13 protein-coding genes, 1 tRNA gene and 1 pseudogene are annotated in these 24,032 nt (G+C 71.3%); 6 read left to right on the forward strand and 9 right to left on the reverse strand.

The annotated features are described in order from the left end of the window. Nucleotides 1-97 precede the first annotated feature (97 nt). The 3 genes from CIK06_RS06135 (at nt 98) to CIK06_RS06145 (ending at nt 4,796) form a co-directional block, all read left to right on the forward strand. Nucleotides 98-2,029 carry a trypsin-like peptidase domain-containing protein gene (locus CIK06_RS06135; RefSeq protein ID WP_157756628.1) on the forward strand — a complete coding sequence of 644 codons (1,932 nt, stop codon included), beginning with the start codon at nt 98-100 and terminating at the stop codon, nt 2,027-2,029. A gap of 83 nt (nt 2,030-2,112) precedes the next feature. Beyond that, nucleotides 2,113-3,681: an O-antigen ligase gene (locus tag CIK06_RS06140; protein WP_157756629.1), complete on the forward strand. Its 1,569-nt coding sequence runs from the start codon at nt 2,113-2,115 to the stop codon at nt 3,679-3,681. A 311-nt stretch (nt 3,682-3,992) separates the two neighbouring features. Next, the gene (locus tag CIK06_RS06145) at nt 3,993-4,796 is read left to right on the forward strand and encodes a glycosyltransferase (protein ID WP_095564007.1); all 804 of its coding nucleotides are present in this window, start codon (nt 3,993-3,995) and stop codon (nt 4,794-4,796) included. Here CIK06_RS06145 and CIK06_RS06150 read toward each other — a convergent pair. The 5 genes from CIK06_RS06150 to CIK06_RS06170 are packed head-to-tail and all read right to left on the reverse strand — an operon-like array spanning nt 4,707 to nt 9,970. Beyond that, nucleotides 4,707-5,537: a sugar phosphate nucleotidyltransferase gene (locus tag CIK06_RS06150; protein WP_095564008.1), complete on the reverse strand. Its 831-nt coding sequence runs from the start codon at nt 5,535-5,537 to the stop codon at nt 4,707-4,709. The genes CIK06_RS06145 and CIK06_RS06150 overlap by 90 nt on opposite strands. Then, nucleotides 5,534-6,550 (reverse strand): GDP-mannose 4,6-dehydratase, encoded by a 1,017-nt coding sequence (locus tag CIK06_RS06155; protein ID WP_232534046.1) that lies wholly within the window; start codon nt 6,548-6,550, stop codon nt 5,534-5,536. The genes CIK06_RS06150 and CIK06_RS06155 overlap by 4 nt, the downstream gene beginning before the upstream one ends. Next, nucleotides 6,547-7,500, reverse strand: coding sequence for an NAD-dependent epimerase/dehydratase family protein (locus CIK06_RS06160; protein WP_232534255.1), 954 nt, complete (start codon nt 7,498-7,500; stop codon nt 6,547-6,549). The genes CIK06_RS06155 and CIK06_RS06160 overlap by 4 nt, the downstream gene beginning before the upstream one ends. 5 nt (nt 7,501-7,505) lie before the next feature. Further along, nucleotides 7,506-8,522, reverse strand: coding sequence for a glycosyltransferase family 4 protein (locus tag CIK06_RS06165; protein WP_095564010.1), 1,017 nt, complete (start codon nt 8,520-8,522; stop codon nt 7,506-7,508). Nucleotides 8,523-8,533: 11 nt separating this feature from the next. Continuing rightward, nucleotides 8,534-9,970 carry a lipopolysaccharide biosynthesis protein gene (locus CIK06_RS06170; protein ID WP_095564011.1) on the reverse strand — a complete coding sequence of 479 codons (1,437 nt, stop codon included), beginning with the start codon at nt 9,968-9,970 and terminating at the stop codon, nt 8,534-8,536. 347 nt (nt 9,971-10,317) lie between these two features. Between CIK06_RS06170 and CIK06_RS06175 the strand changes: the two genes are divergently transcribed. Beyond that, on the forward strand, nt 10,318-11,457 hold the full coding sequence (locus CIK06_RS06175; RefSeq protein WP_157756630.1) for an endo-1,4-beta-xylanase: 1,140 nt from the start codon (nt 10,318-10,320) through the stop codon (nt 11,455-11,457). A gap of 71 nt (nt 11,458-11,528) precedes the next feature. On the opposite strand, the gene CIK06_RS06180 is transcribed toward CIK06_RS06175, so the two are convergent. After that, nucleotides 11,529-12,605 (reverse strand): LCP family protein, encoded by a 1,077-nt coding sequence (locus tag CIK06_RS06180; protein WP_095564013.1) that lies wholly within the window; start codon nt 12,603-12,605, stop codon nt 11,529-11,531. Between the two features lie 131 nt (nt 12,606-12,736). Here CIK06_RS06180 and CIK06_RS06185 point away from each other — a divergent pair. Further along, a pseudogene (locus CIK06_RS06185) lies at nt 12,737-13,522 on the forward strand (MOSC domain-containing protein); the annotation flags it as partial. Between the two features lie 232 nt (nt 13,523-13,754). Continuing rightward, entirely contained in the window at nt 13,755-14,765 is a 1,011-nt protein-coding gene (locus CIK06_RS06190) for an expansin EXLX1 family cellulose-binding protein (protein ID WP_095564015.1), read from the forward strand. 15 nt (nt 14,766-14,780) lie between these two features. On the opposite strand, the gene CIK06_RS06195 is transcribed toward CIK06_RS06190, so the two are convergent. The 3 genes from CIK06_RS06195 to CIK06_RS06205 form a co-directional block, all read right to left on the reverse strand. Further along, nucleotides 14,781-16,031, reverse strand: coding sequence for an MFS transporter (locus CIK06_RS06195; RefSeq protein WP_198348120.1), 1,251 nt, complete (start codon nt 16,029-16,031; stop codon nt 14,781-14,783). A gap of 174 nt (nt 16,032-16,205) precedes the next feature. Then, a tRNA-Leu gene (locus tag CIK06_RS06200) sits at nt 16,206-16,287 on the reverse strand. 26 nt (nt 16,288-16,313) lie between these two features. Further along, a complete protein-coding gene (locus tag CIK06_RS06205) occupies nt 16,314-24,029 on the reverse strand; it encodes a SpvB/TcaC N-terminal domain-containing protein (RefSeq protein ID WP_095564016.1) in 7,716 nt (2,571 codons plus the stop codon). Between the last annotated feature and the right edge of the window lie 3 nt (nt 24,030-24,032).

Genomic DNA, 24,032 nt, shown 5'->3' on the forward strand with positions numbered 1-24,032 from the left:
GCCCGACCTCCCGGCCCGGCGGACCCGGTCGATGAGCGGCCGGAACGTGAGCGCACTCTCGGTACTATCCGCACGGCGGGCGAACGGAGGAATGGGCATGCAGCCGGAGGGTCCGTACCGATTCACCGAGCTGGTGGGGGAGTGCCCCGTCGGCAAGGCGTGGTCCGCAGAGGACGAGTACGGCCGGATGCTCACCGTCGCCATATTGGACCCCGCGGTGGCCGGCGATCCACGGTGGAGGCAGGCATTCGAGGTCGCCGCGAACACGATGGCCCAGCCGCAGAGCGGCGACATGCCGTACGTCAACGCCGACTTCGCGGCCCAGCAGCCCTGGGTGGCGTACTCGGTCGGCCGCGGCCCCGGCGCCGAACGCCTCTTCCAGTCCCTCGGCATGGACTTCCTGCGCACACCGTCTTCCGAGCCGGCAGCACCGTCCGCTGGTGTCCCGGCATCCGGTGGAGTCACCACCCCCGTCGGCGGACCACCGCCGGGCCAGCCGCCGGCAGGGCCGGCCGAACAGCCGCCGGTGTCAGCGCCGCCGGGTTCGGGCGCCCCGGTCTCCGGCGCGTCGGGTCCACCCGACCCGATCCGGTACCAGCAGCCCTCGCCGGTGTCCGTTCAGCGTGAGACAAATCCGATATCCGGCTCGCCTCTGGCATCGTGGGGCACCGCTACCGCTACCGCCGGATCGCCACCGGCGCCGTCGTCAACGGTCGCGCCCAGCGGGCGCCGGTTTCCCGACACGTCGCAGTCGCACAGCGCCTCCCGGTTCGTCGTCGCGGCGCTCGTGCTGCTCCTTGTCGCGGCCACCGGCGGGATCGTCTGGTGGGCGGCCGCGGGAGTCGGTAAGCCTGCCACCCCGGCCGAGACAGACGTCTTCCCGACCACCCCATCCGTGGATCTTGGGCTGCGGCCCTGGGCCCAGGGCGCTCCCTACGGACCGCAGGAGCGGGCGCTTGCCACCGCCGCCCCGGCACTTGTCTTCATTGAGGCGGTCTTCACAGGATATCTTCGTGACACAGCTACCAAGGCTCCACTCCGTGCCGCCCCGATCATCTTCAGCCGTCGTTGCAGCGGTTTCGTCGTCAGCCCGGACGGTTACGTTCTTACCAGCGCCTTGTGCGCCAGGCCGGCCGAGGACAGCGCACGCCAACTCGCCCTTGACACCCTCGCGCGGATTCTGGTGCGGGAGAAGGCACTCAACCCCAAGCAGGTGGATTCCTACATCCAGGACAACATGTCGAAGACCGAGTTCACCGGCGCCGACGCGGCATCACCACCGGCCAGCCAGATCCATGGGCAACTGAACGTGGCGAAGGGCAACCTGACCGAAGACCCCGCCATTCTCGCTGAGCTGGTCGACAGCCCGGTAGCCGAGGCAGGCAACACGGTCATGGTGAAGCTCGCCCGAAACGACCTGCCGTCCGTGGAGTTGAATGCCTCCGCTGAGCCTGCTGTCGGGACCTCACTTCTGATCGTCGGCTTCCGCACGGACGACACCGACTTCCGCACCGCGTCGTATCGCCCGCAGGCAAAACTGGTGACCGTGACCGGGACCGGGCGTCGCGGCGCCCTCTCGATTTCCAGACTCAATGACGATGTCGGAGGCACGTCGTACGGGGGAATGGCCCTGGACGCGAACGGTCGCGTGGTCGGGATGCTGGATCAGGACGAAGCTCGACCTGACCGGGCGACCCGGGTGGTGTTGCCGGCATCGAGCGCAACAGGGCTGCTCGAGTCGTCCGGTGTCGCTAATAGGTTGGGCCAGACCGATCAGACATACCGGGCCGGCCTAGCCGCCTACTACGCCGGCCAGGATCGAGAGGCGATCTCCCAACTGGAGACGGCGGCCAAGGAGTGTCCGACCAACCTGTTGGCCGACGCGTACCGGCAGATGGCCGTCGAGCGAGGGGAACTGAGGATTCGACCGTCCGGACGGCCACCGTGGATTGTGGCGGTCCTCGCGGGTCTTTTCGGTGCGGCTGCCGTCGGCCTCACCGCTGTGGTGCTTGTCGGACGCCACAGGTGAGTTCGGCGGACGTGGTCGAGAGGGCAGACCGGTCGACGACCGGACCCCGGTGGACGCCCTCGCGGCTGCTTGCGGTTGCGCTCGTGGCCACGGTCGGAGCCCTGCTGGTACACGTACTCTTCGAGACGTGGGCGCAGGTGTTGACCGGCCCGACCAGCACCGATCCACGGGTCAACCTGGAGAACGCGGCTCAGTGGCCCAAGCTTCTGAAGTCCTGCCTCTACGTCGTGCTGGCGCTGCTGACGGTGGCGAAGGTCGCCCTGGAACGGCAGTGGCGTCGCTTCGGGACACCGGCCGATCTGGCTCTGCTGGTGCTGGGGCTCGTCATGGTGCTCGCTGGACTCGTCAACGACTCCTCTCTGACGTTGATGGGACAGGCCCTCTTCGTGTACTTCCGCGGGGTCCTCGTCTTCTATGCGCTCCGGGTGGCGGACCTGAACTCGTCCACGGTCCGCCGGCTGCTGTCCGTCGTGGCGGTGGTGGTGGCGCTGAACATCGCGGTTGCGCTGGTGCAGATGTTCGTTGGCACCCCGGCGTACCAGGCGGTTGGCTGGGTGGACCTTGCCTGGGCCGGCCAGCACCGGGCGCAGGGCTTGCTGCCGCACCCGAACCATCTGGGGCACGTGCTCGGGCTCGCCCTTCTCGGGATCATGTCGTGGGCAGTGGCTACGGATAGCCCTCGCCGGACATGGTGGGTGGCGGCGACGCTGGTCACGCTCGGCCTGTCGGCGACCCAGTCCCGAGAGTCCCTACTCGGCGTCCTGGTCGCCGGCGTCATAGTGGCGATGCTGGTGCGCAGCGGTGCACGCCGGGCGCTCGGCATCTGTCTTCTGTTGCTCGTCTGTACGGCCGTGCAGATCGCGGCCCGGCCGGAGAACCGGGCGGAGTGGGAACGGCGGTTCGACAACGCCTTCTCCGGCATCTACCACCCTGCGGGCAGTGAACGGATTGGTCCTTCTCCGTCGATCCACCCCACGCCCGGCTCGTCGGCCGCTTCCGTCCCGTCGGCGTCACCGACTCCGCCCGTGTCAAGAACTGTTCAAACGCCCAAGCCCGCGAGTGCGGATCGATCCGGTGCGACGGAGCGGCCGGCGTCGCCGGGCGAGCCCGCCGCCGTGCCGTCGGCCACTCCGGTACGGGAGATCCGGGTGCTCTATCTCCAGCAGGCCGCCAGGATTCTTCCCCGGCAGCCACTTCTCGGGTTCGGCATCGGGCAGTTCGGTGGGGTGGTCGCGGAGAAGAACAATCCGCGCTGGAATGAGAACCCCAAGTTCGGGCCGAGAGGCTTCAATCGATATGGCTTCCAGGCGGTGCAGATCGATTCATTCTGGTTGCACCTCGTGATGGAGGCGGGAGTCCTCGGGCTGGCGGCATTCCTGGTGTGGCTCCTGATGGTGGTGAGACCGCTCCTCCGGCCGACGCGCGCCGCGCTCCGACAAGGGTCGTTGCCTCCTCCGACAGCGACCCTGACATGGGGCATCGCCGCCGTCGTCTTCGCGGTTGTCGTCGCCTTCCTGTCTCCCTCGTTCGAGGATCCACTGCTGCCGCCGCTGCTGTGGACGGTGGTCGGGCTCGCCTGGTCCGCGCTACGGCGCTGGTCCGAAGCCGAAGCCGCGGTCGACGCCGCGGAGCCAGAACGGACATCACCGTGATCGGGATCAAGACTGACCATGGCGGACCGGAGTCGTCGCTATAATGCCGGTGCCAGAACGGAGTTCGTCTGCTGACGATGGGTCTGCCTAGTTGATCCGACCGTGACAGACTCTCCGTCACTGATCCAGCACGGGGGGCGGGATGGCTGATTCGTACCGGGCCTCGGCAGCCTGGACAGTTGCGGTCACCGGACGATGACCTACGCTTGTCGTTCCTGGTGACTCAGCTTCCGCGCGATCTTCCGGGTAGCGGTGGCCGGCTTCTCCCGGCAGCCCGGGTGCCTCCGACGCAACGGCAACCGGACGAGGCGATGGAGTCCACCAACGCGGCTCCTCCCGCCATCTCTGTCTGCATTGTCGTTCGAGATCGTCCCGAGTCGCTCGCGAAGTCCGTGAACAGCGTACTGGCCGGCACCTTCGACGATTTCGAGATCGTGATCGTCGATGACGGTTCGGCGGTACCGGCCCAGGAGTGCCTTGCCGGTGCCGATCTGTTGGCCGATCCACGTATCCGTCTCGTCCGCCAGAAGCCGGCAGGCATCAGCTCCGCGCGAAACACCGCGTTGCGAATGGCCCGCGGCCGGGTCGTGACGGTGCTGGACTCCGATGACGAACTCGCCCAGGACGGCTTGAGGCAGATTGATCAGCTACGGGAACGCACTGGTGCCCAATGGATTTACACGGACTACGTGGAGATCGTCGGCGGCCGCGTCAAGGTGATCCGCCTGCCCACGTACCACACCTCGCGGCAGATGCTCCGTTCCGTCCTGCTCCGGCCCCGACTGCCCTTCAAGCACTCCGGTATGTCGATCGATCGTCAGCTGCTGCTGACCATCGGTGGGTACGACGAGAGCCTGCGGATCAAGGTTGACGTCGAGTTGGTCCTGCGTGGGCTCACCGAGGGATACCTGCCGGTCCACCTTTCTCACCCGGCGGTCCGGTTCCATCGGCACGGTGCCAATGTGAGTCGTCGGCGGCTCGCGGGGCTGCGTGCCTGGTCGGTGCTGGTGACCAGATACTGCAGGTCACGGGTCCCGGGCTACCGGTTGCTGGTGCTCGCCCTCCGGGCGCTGAGCGAGATCGGAAAGTGGCTGGTCACGGCGTTGGGCAGGTAGCCCGGGCGGGCTTGGCGCGTCCGGCGCAGGGCGCTCCGACGGCAGGAAGCCCGACGGATTCTCGGAGAACATCCGGTTTGCGAGGTGGTAGTCGTCCACTCGCCCGATGTCGAGCCAGAACCCCCGGTGTCGCCAGCTGTTGATGACGTCCGATCTGTCGAGCAGGTCGAGTATCAGCTGCGGCATGTCGTACCGGGCTGCCGGCACCATGGTCAGGGCTTGCGGGGACATGGCGTAGGCCCCCATGGAAACATCGAGACTCAACGTTGGCTTCTCGTCGTAGCTGGTCACCTCCCCCGATGCCGCGAGGGTGAGAACGCCAAGTTCGATCTTTTCGACCCGAGTGTAGACACTGACCGTGACCGACGCGCCCCGCTCTCGGTGGTGCCGCATGAGAGCGCCGAAGTCCAGATCCGTGAGCAGGTCGCCATTCAACACGAAGAAGTCGTCGACGAGCGTGCCGGCCAGCTGACGGAGCGGGCCGGCCGTGCCGAGCGGCTGGTCCTCCCGCACATACCGGATGTTCAGCCCCAGCCGACGGCCGTCGCCAAAGTAGCCCTCCAGAAGGTAGGCCAGGTGACCGGTCAGCAGGGTCACATCGGTCACGCCGTGGGATCTCAACTGGGTGAGCAGGATCTCCAGGATGGGAACCTCGCCGATCGGCATCAGCGGCTTCGGAAAGCTGGTGGTGAAGGGATTGAGCCGGGTGCCCTTCCCGCCGGCCAGGATGATCGCCTTCACACCGCGTACCGATCAACATCGAAGCGCTCCGGATGCTGGCGGACGTACTCCACGACCTTGGCCAGGCCGGTGCGTAGTGGCGTCTCTGGTCGCCAGCCGAACCGCTCCTGAGCCCGGTCCGTGGCCGCTACCAGCTCGAACACCTCACTCGACGGTGGGCGGATGCGTTGCTCGTCGGCGACGATCTCAAGATCAGGGCGGCCCGCGACGTCGCAGATGAGCCGTGCGAGGTCGCCGATCGCTATCCCACGGCCGTTGCCGATGTTGGTCGTTCTGCCCACGCACGCGTCCGTGCTGGCGACGGCCAGGAATCCGGCGACGGTGTCCGTGACATAGGTGAGGTCTCGCACCGGTTTGAGACTGCCAAGGCGGATCCGGTCCCGTCCCGCCACGGCCTGGGCGGCAATGGTCGGGATTACCGCCCTCGCGCTCTGTCTCGGGCCGTAGGTATTGAACGGCCGGATGATGGCAACCGGGACGTCGAACGACCGGTAGAAGGAATCCGCCAGCGCATCGGCGCCGATCTTCGAGGCCGAGTACGGCGACTGCGGCTGAAGAGGATGTTCCTCGTCCATGGGGGTGTACCGGCCGGTTCCGTAGGTTTCCGACGTGGAGGTGTGCACGATTCTGGACACCCCCAGTTCGCGTGCTGCCTCCAACACGTTCAAGGTGCCGACCACGTTCGTGCTGACATATGAGGCGGGTGCGACGTAGCTGTACGGGATGGCGATCAGCGAGGCAAGGTGAAAGACGGCGTCCCGTTCCGACACCGCGCGCCGAATGGCGAACGGGTCGGTGATGTCCGAGTGGATGATCTCGACCGAATCGCGGACCTCCGGGTCAAGGTCCCGCAGCATGCCGAGGTCGGACCGACCCGTGTAACGCACCATTGCCCGCACCTCGGCTCCGGACCGGACGAGACGCTCGGTGAGGTGCGATCCGATGAATCCGCCGGCTCCCGTGACGAGCACGCGGCGGCCCGCCCACTCTTCTGGTGCCGCCATCGTGGTCATGTCGCGCCTTTCGTGGTTTCCCCGCCGGATCGCAGCGGCCCGGACCAGTGCTCGGCCAGCAAATCCCGAAGGCTTTGCCGGAGAGGTATCCGCGGCGTCCACCCGGTCTCGCCGCGCAGACGGCCCGCCGAACCGACCTGATGGCCGATGCCGCCGCGGTCGGCGCCGAGATCGACAACCGAATGATCCAGGTTGGCGAGGGCGAGCAATATGTCAAGAACCGTCCGGATCGCAACCCCCGATTCAGAGCAAACATTGTAGGCGTCGCCGGACTTGCCTTTCTGCGCCATGGCCAGGTACGCGCGTGCGATGTCCCGCACATCCGTGAAGTCGCGTACGGCGTCGAGATCCCCGACCCGCACCCGGCTTGAGCGACCCGCAGCGACATCCGCGATCCGCCGCGCCAGCGCGCCCGCCACGGTGCCGACCGTTTCCCCGGGCCCGACATGGTTGAAGGCCCGCGCGGCCACGACCTCGATGTGCCCGTCTGCGGCGAGCGCGAAAGCCGTCGCCTCCGCCGCCAACTTGGCGTGGCCATACGCTCCCGTCGGACGCGGAAGTGCCTGCTCCGACACGGGGTTCTGCTCCCACGGAACCGCGCCGTACTGCGCCGAGGAACCGGCCAGAACCAGCCGCGGCCGGTAACGGTACCGGCGTGCCACGGTGCGTAGGGCGTGGCCGATGGAGTACGTGCCGCCTACGCAGTCGGCCACCAAGCGGCCCACCTCGGGCTCGCGTTGCGGGGTTGCCCCGGCGAGGTGGAAAACGACGTCTGGTCGGACCTCGTCGAGAGCGACATCGACGGCCGCCGCGTCGTGCAGGTCGAACTGCAGATAGCGCCCGGCCATGGTCTGAGGCCGACGTCCGACACCGACCACGCGGTGGCCTTGGCCGGCGAGCAGCCGGCAGATGTGGGTGCCGACCCAGCCGTGCGAACCGGTGACCAACATCGTCGTCACGAGGCCAGCACCTGACGATAGACCTCGACAACTCGCTCAGCGACCAGTCGTTCGTCCAGCCAGGCGTTTCGCCCGCGACCGTCGGCCCGATCCGGGCAGGCCAGCACTGTGGCCACCTGGTCGGCGAGGGCCGCGACGAACTCCGCCGGCGGGTCACCGCCTGCCGGCCCCGACCAGAACGGCACCACCGCGCCGGGACGCACACCGGCGAGGACACCTGCGACATCCCCCACGTCCACCGTGACCACGGGAAGCCCCATCGCCGTCGCCTCTTTGACGACCGTTGGTGAGCCCTCGCTCCCGCGCACGGAGGTGAACAGCAGCACGTCGGCGGCGTCGTATTTGTGTACCAGATCCCTTTCTGGCTGTCCGGGGGCGGAGAGGATCAACTCCTGCACCCTGGGGTCGCGCCGTCGCAACTCGCTTACCACGGCGTGAAAGAGTTTGTAGTTTTTCACCGGCCGCCGGGGATCCGCGCCGAACAACACCACCTTTGACTCATCTGGGATACCGAGGCTCCGCCGGGCATCGAGCCGGTCGCCGGGCTGGAAGAGTTTGAAGTCCACTCCATTCGCGATCACGTGGCCGGACGTGTCGCCGGCGGTCTGGGCGAGCCTGCCCGACACGTAGATGCGGGCCTTGCTCCCGCCCCATCCGAGTCTCGTGAGCAACCGTTGACGTGGCGAGTTGACGTCACTGCCATACAGCGACAACACCCGACAGGGGTGACCGGCGAGGCGCGCCGCCGGAGCCGCCATTCCGTAGTGAACATGAAGAATGTCGTAGCGGCCGTCCCGCACACGGCGGCGTACCCGAGGCGCGCTGGTGAGGTAGTCCCGCTTTCCTCGGGACTGGGCGATCACCTCGACATCGATGTTGTGCCCCAGAGCCCGTAACGCGGATACCTGGCGCTGTACGAAGATGCCCCGGTAGCTGCCATCACTGGGCCAGAGGTTGGTGACGGCGAGGACCCGAAGCGGCCGGCCGGATCGCTGCGGAGGGGTCTGCGGCACGAATCGTTCTCCTAACGTAGGGATTCGGTGGCCATGCTGTCGGACGGGAACCGGCGGGTTTGGGAGGAACGGGCGAAGCGCAGCAGCCGGTGCAGGTCGCCTCCGACCAGCGCCAGTGTGCCGGCCAGCGCGCCGGCCGTGACTGCCGCCGCGGTCCAGGACCAGGTCTGCAACGCATCAATCTGGACCAACAGTGCTCCGGCGGTGAGTAGGCCGGTACATCGGGCGAGTGTCGAAGCCCAGGCCAGGCGGTGGAGTCGCCAGGTCACGAGTATCGGAATCGTTGCCGTGACGGCAGTGCCGACCAGATATCCCAGACCGACACCGGCCGCCCCCAGCGGGCGAGCCACGACCGCCACCACGCAGAGTCCGATCAGGCAGCCGACGACGGCCGACAGGACCGGGATACGGGCCTGTGCCGGCGGACCACTGGCGAGCGCGTTCACCGACGGAATCTGCAGGATTCCGAAGAACGAAGCGCACAACATCAGCCGCAGAACCCCCGCGCCGCCGGCGTAGCCCGCGCCGCCGAAAACGCCGAGAACCAGCGGCGCGCCGATCATCCCGGCGAGCAACATCGGAGTCATGGTCAGCGCGAGTCCCCGGGTGGAGACATCCACCTGCGTTCGTACCGCCTTCCGGTCGCCGGCGCCCCGGGCTCCGGCCATCGCTGGGAACATCGCCAGAGCCATCGCCCGCGGCAGGAAATACAGCGGGGCGATCAGCGCGACAGCGGCCACGACGTACGCCACCTGGGACGGCGCGGCGAAGTGTCCGGCCAGCAACTGGGTTCCCTGAAGGAAACCGGCACTCGCCAGCGTGCCGATGCTGCCGAGGACGGTGAAGCCGATCACCTCCCGGCGGTCGAAACCCGCAGACACCCCGGCGCGGTCGCGTTGCCGCCAGGCGTGCAGTTGCCGGCGACACAGCAGGATGAACGTGCCGTAGCCGATGCACAGCGGTAGGAGGAACATGGCCTGCCGGGTCAGGATCACCACTACGGTGGAGATGATCGCTACCACCGAGGTGGCCAGCTCGATTTTGGCGTATTGCGACACCAGGCCATGTCCATACATGGCGGACTTGTCAAGTGTGTACAGCGAGTACGTCGCCGTCAGGATGGCCAATGACACCGTGTCGACTGTGCCGAGCTGGTAGATCCGCTGTAACACCACGGCGGTGAGCACGCCCAGCGCGACCGATGCCCCCAGGCCGAGCCGTCCCAGGAATCGGTGCACCGCCCATGCGCCGGCTACGTCGCCGGCGCCCCGATGGTAGGCGACGAACTTGGCGGTGCTGCTGGAGAGACCTCCGGGCAGCAGCAGGCTCGCGATGGTGCTGGCGGCCAGCATGACGCCCACCACGCCGTAGCTGGTGCGGTCGGTGGCGTGACTGGTCAGCGACCCATGCACGAGACGCGTCCCGCCGACCGCCACCAGCGCGAGCATGGACAGGGCCCCGGTGCGAACTACCGTCGATGACGTCCGACTGGTGGGGTTGGGTGACCTGGGACGCCGTGGCGGGCCGGCCGATTCGGCGGTGCCAACCGGCTCCCCGCCGAGCGATCGTCGGCCTGTCATCGATCCATCACCGTGCCCGTCCTCGGATACACGTCTTTCCGTGTTGGCAGCGGCCGTCGTAGGGTCACGCGCTCCTAAGCGGCTCCGCTACGCTGGCTTCGCTGCTACACCTGGGGATGGTAATGGCCAGAGACGTCAGCGTCGGACCCGCCGCCGGTTGTGCTGCCCAGGCGACGCGTCCCGGCGGAACGCCGGTCAACGGGGATACCATGTGCTTGCTGTTCACCAGCGTCGTACCGGGACGTGGCGGGCTGCGCCGGGGAGCGATTACGGCGACCTTACTGGCCGTCGTGGTGTCGGTCCTCGTCGGTTGTGCGCACATCTTCCCCGGCTGGAACGTGGCGGGTGCCAGCCGCCATCCCGGGGCTGTCTGGCAGGGGCCGGCGAAGGCCAGTTGGCCGGCACTGCGCGAGCTGGCACCGGCGAACGTGCGGATCGGTTCGGCAGTGGACAGCGGACTACTCGCGGCGGACGGTGACTACCGAACGGCGGTGGCGACGGACTTCAACGCTGTGACCCCGGAAAACGTCATGAAGTGGGCGAATCTCGAACCGGAACCGCGCATGTACAACTGGGGACCGAGCGACAAGGTGATCGAGTTTGCCCAGGCCAATGGGCAGGCGGTGTACGGGCATACGCTTGTCTGGCACAGCAGTGTGCCGTCCTGGGTATCGGACTCGTTGCCCAAGGACCAGCTCCGGGCGCTGCTCAAGCGGCACGTGATGACGGTTGTCTCCCGGTATCGCGGAAAGGTCTGGGCCTGGGACGTGGCCAACGAGGTGATCGCTGAAGACGGTTCCCTGCGCCAGACGTTGTGGCTGCGCAAGCTCGGTGCGGGGTACATCGCAGATGTCTTCAGATGGGCCCACGAGGCGGATCCCGACGTCCGCCTGTTCATCAACGACTACGGTGCCGAAGGCCGGTCAAAGAAGGCGGACGGCCTCCTGCGACTGGTCCGCCAGTTGCGCGTGCAGGGCGTTCCCGTACACGGCGTCGGCTTCCAGAGCCACCTCAGGTGGGACGCAGTGCCGCTGGACGTCACCGACAATCTTCGGCGGTTCTCCCAGCTTGGCGTCTCGGTGGCCATCACAGAACTCGACGTGCGCATCAAGCTTCCGGCTACCCCGGCGAAGCTGCGCCAGCAGGCCATGGTGTACCAGTACATGTTGGGTGCCTGCCTTGCCGTTTCGACCTGTGAATCCTTCACCGTGTGGGGGTTCACCGACGCCAGCAGTTGGATCGGTGGCCACTATCCCGGATACGGGGCAGCCTGCCTGTTCGATGCGGACCTTGCGCCGAAGCCGGCGCAGGGAGCCTTGGCGGAGGAACTGCGCGGCGACCGGCCGACGCCGTGAGCTGAGGCGCGCCGCAGGGCACGTCGTGTCGTCGCCCACTGCGGTGCTCAGCGACGGGTCCGCGGCCGGCCCTACTTCGTGGCCCCCTCGAGCACCGTCGGTACGTCGTCGCGCCTGACCGCGTCGTAGAACGTCCTGGCTCGCTCGGTGTCCGCGAAGACCACGCTCTCGGTGCCCACCCGGCCGGTGCCCTTCGTCGGGCTCGTGATGAACGTGAGGTTGCCGCTGCGCAGCCCTCGCAGATCGGATGCCGTGCTCAACAGGGACATCTCCTGGTCCACCGAGACCGACTTCGAGGTGGCTGTCACGAAGTCGTTGAGCCGGGTCGGGCTGGCGAGGATGCCGCCCGACGCCGCCTTGTCCAGGATGGCCTTGATGACCTGCTGCTGGTGCCGGATGCGCGCGAAGTCGCCGTCCGGAAACTGCTTGCGCTGCCGGGAGTAGTCCAGCGCCGCCTCGCCGTCCATCCGCTGCATGCCCTGCTTGAAGGTGCGGTACGGCGGATGGATCGACGTGAAGGTCTTCTCCGAGTTGACGTCGATCCCGCCCAGCGCGTCGATGATGTCCTTGAACCCGCCGAAGTCGACAAGCGCCACGTGGTCGATCCGTACCCCGGTGAACTTCTCCACGGTCTGTACCATCAGCGGGACGCCACCCCAGGCGTACGCCGCGTTGATCTTCGCCTCCCGGCCCCCGTGCCGGCCGTCCTTGGACTTCGGGATGGGCACCCAGGTGTCCCGGGGGATCGAGATGAGCTGGGCGCTCTTGTGACCCGCCGGCAGGTGCGCCACGATGATGGTGTCGGTTCGGGAGCCCGCCGTCTCCTCCGGATCGCGGGAGTCGCTGCCCAGGATCAGGATGTTCTCGGCCTCCCTGGCCACCACCTGCGGCCGACTCTGCTCGGGAACATCCGTGAACGCCTCGACCCGGTCGACGTTCTTCTCCACCGATCGCAGGTACAGCGCGCCGGCCGTGGCTCCGCCGGCGCCGATCAGCACCAGCACGAGCAGGCTGATCAGCACGATTTTCCGGGCGCGCCGCCGTCGCGGCGGCCGGTCGTCCGGATTCGCCGGCTGGGCACTCCCGGCCTGCGGATCGGGCGCCACACCGGCCCGATCCGCCGCCGTGACATTTTCTCGGATCGGCATGGCGGCATGCTATGGCCGGCCACAGGCCCGGGGTATCCGCGCAACGGATGAGGGCACGACGTTGCTCACATCCGTCCGTCCGAGCCCCGCCGGGGACGCGCCGGGGTGCCGGTACTGGTAGAAATCGTGCCATGGATGCGGTGCTGGAGGCCATCCACACATACCCGGTGAAGGGGTGCCACCGGCTCGACCACGACATCGCGCCGGTGCAGCCCTGGGGGCTGGCCGGCGACCGGCGCTGGATGGCGGTGGACGCCGACGGCGTCGGGACGACCCAGCGCACCCTGCCGGAGTTGGTCTCGCTGCACGCCGAACCGCAGCCCGGCGGCCTGCTGCTGCGTGCCCCGGGCCGGCCGGTGCTGGTGCTGCGCGAACCGGTCGGCGCCGCACCGGTGCCGGTGCGGGTCTTCCCCACCCGCCGGCCGGTGCCGGCCCACCCGGCCGGCCCGGCGGCGGACCTGTGGCTGTCCGAGGCCCTCGGCCGGGGCGTACGGCTGGTCTGGCTGGGCCGGCCCGGCCGGCACCTCGCCCCGACCGACCGTCCGGTGGACCCGGGCGATCGGGTCAGCTTCGCCGACGAGTACCCGCTGCTGCTGGCCAACCGGGCGTCGCTGGCCGCGCTCAACGAGTGGCTGCGGGCGGACGGCAGCGCCGAGGGTCCGCTGCCGATGACCCGGTTCCGGCCCAATCTGGTGATCTCCGGCGCCGATCCCTTCGCCGAGGAGGACTGGGTCGGCCGGCGAATCCGGATCGGCGCGGTGGTGTTCCTGGCCGCGGGGGACTGCAGCCGCTGCGTGGTGACCACCGTGGACCAGGAGACGGGCGTGCGCGGTCGGGAGCCGTTGCGGACGCTGGCCCGGCACCACCGGCGGGGTCAACGCCTGCCGTTCGGCGTACACCTCATCCCGGAGCCGACCATCGGCGACGCGGGCGGTTCCGGCGAGGTCGGAGCCGGCGAGGCCGGAGCCGGCGAGGCCGGGGCCGGCGGCGAGGTGATCGGCGGCGAGGTGATCGGCTCGGTCGCGGTGGGCGACCGGGTGCGGCCGCTGCCGGCCGAGGTCGATCGGCCGATCGGCTCGGGAGTTCACGGTTTAGGAGTTGATTAGCCGCGTTGCGGGCCGTCGTCGGGGTCGGGCAGCATGGTGCGCCGTGAGCGTTTCCGCGACCGGGCCGCCGGCACCGACCACCCGGCCGCACGGCCATCGCGCCCCGCGTCGCCGGCCCGGCCGGTGGTGGCTGGCCGGCGGCGCCGCGGGCCTCGCCGCGGTGCTCGGGCTCGCGCTGGCGGTCCGGGTCGGCGGGACGTCGGCCTGCGCCGCCGTGCCGGTCGCGCTGGCCGCCCCGCCCACGGGCGGCGCCGTGCACAACGGACAGGCGACGTTCTACGACTCGAACGGCGCCGGGGGCAACTGCTCCTACCCGTCCGCGCCGGCCGACCACCGGTACGTCGCGCTCGGCCCGAGCGAGTACGGCGCGGGCGCGGCCTGCGGCGGCTATCTCGACGTGACCGGTCCGAAGAGCACGGTGCGGGTGCTGGTGATGGACCAGTGCCCGGAGTGCGCATCGGGCCACCTCGACCTGTCCCGGGAGGCGTTCGCGCGGATCGCCGACCCGGTCCAGGGCCTTGTGCCGGTCAGCTACCGGGCCGTGGTGGACCCGCCGCTGCCCGGGCCGTTGACCTTCCGGATGAAGGAGGGGTCGTCGCAGTGGTGGTTCGCCGTCCAGGTCGGCGACCACGGCAACCCGCTGCGCTCGGTCGAGGTCCGCACGGGCGGCTCCGGGTCGTGGCGTGCCACGGTGCGGCAGGACTACAACTACTGGATCGTCGACTCGGGCGCCGGACCCGGCCCGTTCGGTATCCGGGTGACCGATGTGTACGGGCATCGGGTGGTGGCCGAGGGCATCCGGATGGCGCCCGCGCAGGTGCAGCGCAGCACGGTCCGCATGTACGGCGCGGCGGCCCGGCCGGCGGCCACCGGCGGCTCGGGGTCGGGGCGTACCGGCTCGCCGAGCCCTTCGCCGTCCGGCTCGCCGGCACCGTCCGGGACCGGACCGGGGACCGGGCTCGGCGCCGGCGCCTCGGTCGGGCCGACCGGGGCCGGGCCGGCGGTGGCCGATGCCGCCGGCACCACCCGGCCGGTCCGCGCCGGTTGCGGCTGAGCCCCGGCCGCAGGATCAGCGGCCGGGACGGGAGCGGGCGGTGCCGGTGTGTTCCGGGGTCGCCCGGGGCCGCGGCGCCGGATCCGCCCGCCGGTCCGCGCCGCGGCGCCGGCCGAGCGTCCAGGCCGGTTCGGCGAGGAGCACCAGCAACGCCGCCGCGCTCAGGGTGCCGCCGACGAGGAACGTGCCGCGGGCCTCGAACGCCCTCAGCGCGACGCCGCCGCACGCGGTACCGAGGGCCACCCCCACGTTGTACGCCACCGAGTTGGCGGCCAGCGCCAGTTCGGTGCGCCCGGGTGCCACCAGGAGCGCCCGGCTCTGCGCGGCCAGGAACACGGGGGTGGCCGCGAAGCCCAGCACGGTCAGCAGGATCACCGCGGCGTGCTGGTTCGACACGGCCACCGCGAGCAGCAGCAGGGCGAGGGCCTGGAGCAGGACGCAGGCCGTCAGGACGGTGTCCGGCAGCCGGTCCAGCAGCGCGCCCACCACGACGACGCCGCACAGGCCGGCCAGCCCGAACAGCGCCAGCAGCAGACCCACCGCGCCGTCGGCGAAGCGGGCGGCGGTGGGCAGCACCTCGACCAGGTACGCGAATCCGGTGAACAGTCCGGTCACCGCGAGCGTCATGGCCACCAGCGTGCCGACGAACCGGGACCGGTCCGGCGCCAGCCCGTACGCCCCGGCGTCGCGCGCCGGCGGTGAGGTCGGCAGCAGCAGTGCGATGACGACGAGCGCCGCCAGCGCGCAGAGCCCGAGCAGGCGGAACGGGACGTACCAGCCGTGCTGCCGGCCCAGCCAGTTGCCGGCCGGCACCCCGAGCACCATCGCCAGGGTGCCGCCGAGCGCGAGCAGGCCGACCACCCGGCCCCGGGCCTCGGGCGGGAACATGCCGGTGGCCACCGGCGCCATGATGCTCCAGAACAGCGCCTGGGCCACCGCGGTCACGACCCGGGCCGGGACCAGGACCGGGTACGCCGGCACGAGGGTCGGCACCAGGCTCGCCACGAGCAGCGTGCCGAGCACGGCGATCAGCAGGTGGCGGCGCGGCACCCAGCGGGTCCAGTGCGCCAGCGGCACCGACACGAGGGCGACCGTCAGGCCGTACCCGCTGATCAGGTGTCCGATGGCGGTGAGCGGCACGGTCAGGTCGGCGGACATGATCCGCAGCAGGCCGATCGGCAGACTCTCGGCGGTGTTGAAGCTGAACGCGGCGAGCATCAGCGCGCCGACGAGCAGCGCCCGCCGCAGGCCGCCGACCCCGACCATTCCGCGCCACCTCCGCCGGGTACCGCCATTCGGCGATAAACCGCAGAAGTGGACATATCACCCAAGGGGTGCGCGGGACAACGCGACCGGCCGGTGCCGGACCGGCAGTCGCGGGCGGAGGGCTGTGCCGCGGCGTGCCAATCTGTGCACGCCGCCGGCCGGGATGGGCAGGAGTGCGGAAGAGGGGACTTGAACCCCTACGCCCGAAGGCACGGGAACCTAAATCCCGCGTGTCTACCGATTCCACCACTCCCGCTGGCGCATGCAGTCTAGAACAGCTCCTCACCACCAGTCGAAGTAGCGGCCGGCGTGGAAGATGCCCACCCCGATCGCGGCGACGATGCCCACCGCGAGCACCACCGGGGCGACCACCACGCTGCCGGCCGCGATCCCGATCGCCCCGGCCGCGATGGCCAGCCCGGCACCGATGCCGACCGCGCCGGCCACCACCCCCGGTGTGTCGCCGACCTCGGCGGCGCGTTGCATGCTCACGTAGGAGACCGCGGCCAGCCCCAGGCCGCCGATCACCAGGCCGGCGGTCATCGCGCTCACCCCGACCACCGTGGCGCCGGGCACCGCGATGGCGTACAGCTCCAGGCCGCCACCGACCGTGCCGAGTACGTCGCCGACGCCCATCTCCCAGTCGCCGCGCTCGTAGTCGCCCCACAGTGCGTACGCCGAGAGCGCGAATCCGCCCACGCTCAGTCCCTTGCCGACCATGCCGACCCGGCCGGGCAGCCCGCGTACGTGTTCCGGAGCCTGCGCCCCGGCCGGGATCTTCCGCCCGCCGCCGGGCGTGGTGGCGGTGCGGACCGCGTTGCCCACGGCGGCCGGTGCGTCGGTCTCGGTGATGATGACCGCCTGCGGTCGCTTCCCGCTCATCGTTTCGGTCGGGTTGGCCTTGATCGCCGCATCGGCGTCCCGGGTCGCCGACCGGGCGATGTTCCCGGCCTTGCCGTGCACGTCGGTCGTCTTGACCTGCTTGACGGTGCTGCCGGTCTCGACGTCCCAATTCTTGGTGTTGCTGCGCCACGGCACGCCGTACATCCACTCCAGGATCTTGCCGCGGTACGTGCCGCGCGGCCCCGCGAACCGGTACTTCCAGATGAACCGCTCGGCGGCCGGCGCCGTGTGCGCCGCCGCGCCGCCGGTGGCCCCCGGCGCGGCCGGTGCCTTCCCGTCGGAATCGCCGGAGCCGCCGGAGGCCGCGCCGGAGCCACCCGCGTCGCCGGTCGGCGGTGCGGCCGGCGGTGGCGGGGTGGGCGGCGGCTCCGGTGGCGGGGTCGGATCCGGCGGTGGCGGCTGCGCCGGTGGCGGCGCGGGTGGCGGCGGCGGGGGCTTCGGTTTCGGTTTCGGCGGTGCCGGCGGCGGCAGCACGGCGTGCAGCACCCAGGTGCCGCCCGGATGTTCGGACCAGCCGCCCATCTCGATGTTGAGCGTGACGTTGGGCTGGTAGTAGATGACCGAGTTGGTGTTGTTGATCCGCGGATCCAGGGTCGCGTCGTGGCCGGCCATGTACCGCCGGAAGTCCTCGACCGTCGGGTGCTCGGCGCCGGTGAAGTGCGGCTCCTGGATGGAGATGGTGTGCGTCTCCGGCAGCTGGACCGTGGCCGGCCGCAGCCCGGCCGGGTCGGCCAGCCCCACCGGGTTGTTCCGGCAGTACCGGTACAGGTTGCCGCCGTCGGCGAAGCCGCCCGGGTCGCTGCTGGCCCACCGGCCCAACCACGGCAGGTAGTAGCGGGCACCGGCGTAGTAGAAGCCGGTCTCCTCGTCCATCTCGTGCCCGGCGAACCGGTACCGCTTGAGGCTCAGGTCGGTGCCCGGCCGGCCGTACCGGTACCCGGTGGTGCCGTACGGGTGGTACTCCTCGTAGGAGATGACCGCCCCGGCCGCGTCGGTCTGCATGGTCGCCGAGCCGAGGTGGTTGGTGAGCTGGTAGCGGATCAGCGGCACGTCCAGCGGGTTGGCCGGGTCGAGACCCGCCGGGTCGGCGGTCTTGACGTCCACCTGGGCCACCGGCCCGGCGTCGTCGGCGATCGTGGTGCTCCACCGTTCGAGCTGGAGGGCGCCGGTGGTCCGGTTGCGTCGGCGGAACACGGTGACCGCACCCAGGAAGATCCATTCGAGTTGGATGCTGCCCGGCCGGTCCACCACCTTGCGCAGCCGCTGGCCGCCGGCGGCGTACACCATCCGGGCCTCGCCGCCGCCGCCGAGGTCGACCCGGCGGAGCTGGTCCTGGGCGTTCCACTCCAGCGCCGCCAGGTGCGGCATCGCGACGATGTTGCCGAGCGCGTCGTGCGGGTACGCCGCCGAGTACGGCCCGGTGTCGGGGTCGCCGGGCAGGCTGGTGCCGGCCAGCCGGTTCGTGGCGTCCAGCGGGTCGTCCTGGTACGCGTACCGGTAGTGCCGGGTCCAGCCGGCGCCCACCCCGGCCTGGGTGCGGAACCGGTGCCGCAGCACGGTGATGTTCCCCAGCGGGTCGTACTCGTACTCCTGCGTGTAGCCGCGCACCGCGCCCGGGTCGGTGGGGCTGGCGGCCGGCGGCACGTCGGTGTGGTCGCGGACGGCGTCGTTGGGCGCCCCGGCCAGTTCCCGCCCGGTGGCCCGGACGAGCTGGTACAGCGGGTCGTAGGCGTAGTCGCTGGCGGCCGGCACCGCCGCGTTGCCGAAGAACGCCGGCGCACCCGGCTGCGCCACCCGGGTCACGTTGCCCACCGCGTCGTAGGTGTAGCGCAGGTCCCGCACGCCCGCGGTGACCAGCCGCTCCAGCCGGAACGTGCGCGGATCGTAGAAGTACTCGGTGACCAGCCCGTTGCCGTGCCGGGCGAAGCGCCGCCGGCCCAGCGCGTCGTAGTCCTGCTCGGCCAGGAACTCCACCTCGGCCCCCTGGCCGCGCAGCCGGGCCGTGAGCCGGCCCAGCAGCCCACCCTCCAGGTACGTCGGGCGCAGCTGCGTGCCGTCGGGCAGGGTGACCAGGGTCGGCCGGTTCAGCGCGTCGTAGCTGGAGGCCGTGGTGAAGACCTCGTCGGCCAGCAGCGGCGCGGCGGCGGCCAGCAGCGCCGGGTAGTCCGCGGCGGCGGCCACCGGCGACCAGTCCGGGCCGTCCAGGTCGAGCGCCAGCACCCGTTGCGCGCGCAGCGGATTGCCCTTGAAGTCCACCTCCGGCACCTGGACCCGGCCGGCCTGGTCGAACACCAGGTGCGGCACGCCGTGCAGGCCCAGCGCGGCGGCGTCCGGATGGCGGTCGCCGAACACGACGTACTGCAGGCAGCGTTCCGGGCCGCCGGACTCGCTCACGTACTGCCCGGTGCAGCGGTGCAGCACGTCGTAGTCGATCCGGAACGCCCGGCCGTGCTCGTCCCAGATCCGCCGCACCCCGCCGAGGGCGTCCTGGAACACCCACCGGGTGCCCTTCTCGGCGCTCCACGAGCGCAGCCCGGCACCGTGCGGCCCGGTGAAGGAACTGGCGATGTGCCGGCCCAGCGCGTCGTACCCGTCGGCGAACCGGCCGGTCAGGTCGCCGCCGGTGTGGGTGCCGAAGCGCTGGCCGCCGCCGGCGTCCACGACCGAGTAGACGGCCCGGCCCAGGCTGTCGAAGTGCACCACCGCCGGGGTGTCGGCGTGCGCGGCGGCCAGCCACGCGGCCCGCACGTCCGGGTCGGTCGGCTGCGGGTCGGCCAGCGGATCGGGGCTGCCGCGCTCGACGTACCACTGGCTGTCGCGCACCGTGTCGTTGGCGTCGAACATCCGGTGCGCCCACGCGGTCGTCTCGACCCGGCCGAGCGTGCCGTCCGGATAGCGGGTCCGCACCGCCCGGCCCAGCGGGTCGTAGTAGCGCACGGCGGTCACGCCGATCTCGCGCAGCGCCGCGGCGTCCTCGTACCCGCCGGTGGTGCTGAAGTACGGCTGGTACCGCTTCACCGGGTTGCCCCGGTTGTTCAGCACCGTGCGGCCGGTGCCCAGCCAGCGCGGGTCGGCGTCCACCTCGACCGCGGCGCCGTCCGCGTCCACGGTCAACGCCCGGCCCGGGTGCACCCGGGACTTGGTCAACGCCAGCCCGCCGGTGCCGGAGCTGTACTCGTAGCTTTCCAGCCAGCGCGGATTGCCCGCGCCGTGCCGCTCCCGGTGCCGGACCCGGCTGTACGCGGGCGTCCCGTCCCGGGTCCAGGCGAACGGGTCGTACTCGAAGGTCAGGGTCGGGTCGTCGAGGGTGTCTGCGTCCCCGGCGCCGGCCCGGCCGAGCAGCGCCGAGGCCACCACCCGGCCCAGTTCGTCGTAGCGCACCGCGCGGCGCTGCCCGTTCGGGTCGGTGACCCGGGTGGCGCCCAGCACCCGGTAGTCGTTGACGGCGGTGCTGACCGACCAGCCGGCCTGCTCGACCGCGACCCGCTCGGTGAGCAGGTGGTACCGGTCGAAGGTGACGGTGGTCTCCAGGCCCAGCGCGTCCCGGGCGCCGGTGGACAGGTAGAAGTGCGCGGCCGGGTCGGCCGGATAGCGCAGCTCGCCCGAGGGGATCCACCAGTCCGGGCCGCCGTCGAGTCGCACGTACCCGGCCGCGGCCAGCTCGCCGCCGGTCACCGCGGTCCCGTAGCCGGCGGCCAGCGTGTCGGGGGTGAACGCGAGCTGGTACGTCTGGTGCGCCAGCCCGAGGGTGTCCCACTGCCCGGCCGGCAGCGGCGCCAGCGCGTCGGAGCGGAACCGCACCTGGGCGTGGGACAGCAGCCGGCGCTGCCGGCTGACCCCGTCGGCCGGCACCTCGTAGCCGATCGGCGCGGCCGTGTCGAAGCCGCCGGTCAGTTCCGCGCGGGTGAACAGCGCGCCGGCCGGGGCGAGCCCGGTGAGTTCGTGGGTCAGCGACTCGTGGGCGGCGCGGATCCGGTACGCCGGGACCGGCAGCGTCACGTCCACGTCGGCGGTGTACCGCTGCTCGCCGTACGTGACGTGGGTGCGGCGCTGCTCGTCGGCGACCTCGGCCGGCAGGTCCGGGTCGGTGCCGGCGCGGCCGTACACGACGGCGGCGGCGGCCAGCACGGTGCCGTGCGGGCCGAGCACCAGGTTCAGCCGGTGGCCGATCCGCGGGTCGGCCGGGCGCCGGTCGTAGGAGAGCGTGACCGCCTCCCGCTCGACGGCCAGGAACACCCCCGGGTCCAGCCGGTCCACGTGGTACGTCTGCTCCACCACCCCGTACGGGTGGTCCTGCTCGGGGCTGCCGTCGTAGGAGTACACCTCCTGGCGCAGCGGCAGGCCGCGCAGCGCCCGGTGCGCCGCGCGGAACTCGGCCGCGCCGATCCCGGTGGGCAGCTCCGGGTCGGGCAGGTGCCGCCCGCCGTACCACTGCGCGGCCAGGTCCACCGGGGCGCCGGTGTGGTACCAGGTCTTCGTGGTGACCGGCGGCTGGAACAGTTCGGGGTCGGTGTCCTGGGTGCCGCCGATGGCCTGCACGCCGAGCACGTGGTCGACGAACGACTCGCCGTCGGTCTGCTCGACCATCCCGAAGCCGGTGAACTCCCGCTCGACGCCGTCGAAGTGCCCGTGGTGGTAGCGGTAGCTGCTGACCAGCCGGGTGCCGGCCACCCGGTCGGTCTGCTCGACCCGCTCGACGACCTGCACCGGGAACGGCAGCCGGGTGGCCCAGGGCCGGCCGGCGAGCCGGTCGGCCAGGTGGAACGCGGTGGACGGGGCGTACCGCACGGTGGTCTCGCCGCCCAGGTTGTTCACCACCCGGGTGAGCAGGTGCGGCTTGCCGTCGGCGGCCAGGTCGAGGTAGCGCAGCGGCGCGGCGGCGTCGCCGGGCAGCGGCGAGGACCAGACCAGGCAGGCGGTGCCGGTGCCCAGCAGGTCGGTGACGGTCACCGTGGCGCCGGCGGCCAGGTGCGGCAGGTCGGGCAGGGTCACCGGCGCCGACCAGCCGTTGCCGGACCGGTTGTACCAGAGCCGGACGGCGTCCGGACCCAGGTAGCACAGGTCCGCCGGGCCGGTGCCGTCCACATCGGCCAGCAGCACGCGGGCCGGGTCGAAGGCGTCCGGTTCGGCGAACCACGGCGCGTCGTCCATCTCGACCTTGGCGGCGAACCGGCCGTAGCCCCGGTTGGGCCAGTAGCAGACCTCGCCGTCGCGGACCCGGACCAGGTCGGTGAGCCCGTCGCCGGACATGTCGGCGAGGAAGACGCTCTGCCGGTCGTCGGAGCGCACCAGCCGCGGCCCGCGGTCCTCGTCCGCCGGCCACAGCAGCGGCCGGGCCGCGCCGTAGCCCTCCTCGGCCAGCGACTCGTGCCAGCTCAGCACGGTGTCGCCGGCCATCAGCAGGTCGGCCCGGCCGTCCCCGGTGAGATCCAGCAGCAGCAGGTCGGGGCTCGCCCAGTCGATCACCGGCAGTTCGCGGAACGGCTGGAAGTCGCTCCAGCCGCCGTCGTCGGTGCGCCGGACGAAGCCGGCCGGTTCCGCGCCGAGCTGGATCAGCTCCACCCGGCCGTCGCCGGTCAGGTCGGCCAACTGCTGGTCCCCGCCGGCCAGGTTGGTCAGCGACGGCACGCTGGGCAGCGTCCGGACCGGGCCGAGCCGGCCGGCACCCAGGTTGTTGCGGTAGTACAGCGCGCCGGGGGTCCCGCTCAGCAGCCCGGCGATGCCCTCGCCGTCCAGGTCCACCCAGCGCTCGTCCGGCCCGCCCATCCCGGCCGGCGGGTCGGCCGGGCCGTCCCGGTGCAGGTCCCGGGCGCTCGGCGCGATGGTCGCGGGGCTGTACTCGAAGGTCACCGGGGGCAGCGCCGCGCTGGTGGTGCCGCCGTCCGGTGCGGGCGCCCAGCCCCGCTGGGCCACCCCGACCAGGGTGCTCAGGGTGGGGCCGGCCGCGTACTCCAGCTCGACGGCCCGCACCAGCCGGTCGGCGCCCACCGCCGGCTCGTCCGGGAAGTGGTGGAACATGAGGATCCGCCGGCACAGCCGGTAGGTGCGCACCTCGAACCCGGACCGGTGGCTGGAGAACGGGTCGGGCCGGCAGGCCCAGTCCCCGGCGTCGCCGGGCCGCGGGTCGTCCGGGTCGTGCTCGCCGTAGTCGAGCACCACCTCGAACAGCCAGCCGGCCCCGGCCATCTGGGCGGGGCTCAGGTCGACCGGCCGCCGCCCGGCGCCGTCCAGCAGCGGTACGGCGTTGCCGTACCGCACCGACTTGAGGTAGCGGTTGGCGTCCCGCTCGCTCCGGTGCCGTTCGTGTGGCCGGTCCAGGTCCACCCCGCCCGCGTCCTCGGCCTTGTACGTGTAGACGATCGCGTTGCCCCGGTCGTCCCGGGTCTCGCAGAGCAGCCAGCTGTGCACCCGGCCGTCCCGGGCGATCCGCGAGGATCCGTCCCGGCCGTACACGGCCAGCAGGTTCGACCCGGACAGGGTGCGCCAGTGCACGTCGCCGTCGGAGTCCCGGGTCCACCGCTCGATCCGGGCGAACGCACCCTCGGTACGCGGCCGGTACCGCTGCACGGTGTGCCCGGCCACCGGGGTGCCGCCGGGCACCGGCACCAGGTCGTCCTCGCCGGACAGCAGGAACGTGTCGGTGTCGTCGTAGCGGGGCAGGCCGCGGTCGGTGCGCCGGCTGATCGCCGGCAGCGATAGCTGCCAGCCCAGCCCGAACGGGCCGTTGCCGCCGCCGGAGTCGTAGCTGAGCGTCAGGTCCGGGTGGAACCCGGACCGGCCGCCGCTGAGCGGGATCGGCACCGACATGCCGCCGGTGCCGGTGACCGGGTGCGCGGCGAAGCTCTCGCCGATGGCCCGGATCGCCCCGCCGCCGGTGGGCAGGCTCAGCGCCGGCCCGCCGAGGCCGGGTCCGGCGGCCGCGCCCCCGCCCGCGCGTGCCCCGGCGCCGTCCGGGCCGCCGTGTCCCGCCCCGGCGCCGGGCGCGCCACCGTGCCGTCCCCCGGCGCCGGACGCGATCCCGGTCGGGTCGCCGGAGCCGCGCCACGGCCGGCCGACCCCCCGCCCGCCGTCGCCGATCGGGTAGCTGGTGCCCACGCC

The organism is Plantactinospora sp. KBS50, assembly GCF_002285795.1.
In the GTDB taxonomy this organism is placed as follows: domain Bacteria; phylum Actinomycetota; class Actinomycetes; order Mycobacteriales; family Micromonosporaceae; genus KBS50.

Excerpts from the sequence above, each read along its gene's own strand:
- CIK06_RS06135 (WP_157756628.1), top strand. The coding sequence starts at position 98 with ATGCAGCCGGAGGGTCCGTACCGATTCACCGAGCTGGTGGGGGAGTGC.
- CIK06_RS06145 (WP_095564007.1), top strand. The coding sequence starts at position 3,993 with ATGGAGTCCACCAACGCGGCTCCTCCCGCCATCTCTGTCTGCATTGTC.
- CIK06_RS06155 (WP_232534046.1), bottom strand. The coding sequence starts at position 6,550 with ATGACCACGATGGCGGCACCAGAAGAGTGGGCGGGCCGCCGCGTGCTC.
- CIK06_RS06160 (WP_232534255.1), bottom strand. The coding sequence starts at position 7,500 with ATGTTGGTCACCGGTTCGCACGGCTGGGTCGGCACCCACATCTGCCGG.
- CIK06_RS06170 (WP_095564011.1), bottom strand. The coding sequence starts at position 9,970 with ATGCTCGCGCTGGTGGCGGTCGGCGGGACGCGTCTCGTGCATGGGTCG.
- CIK06_RS06180 (WP_095564013.1), bottom strand. The coding sequence starts at position 12,605 with ATGCCGATCCGAGAAAATGTCACGGCGGCGGATCGGGCCGGTGTGGCG.
- CIK06_RS06195 (WP_198348120.1), bottom strand. The coding sequence starts at position 16,031 with ATGGTCGGGGTCGGCGGCCTGCGGCGGGCGCTGCTCGTCGGCGCGCTG.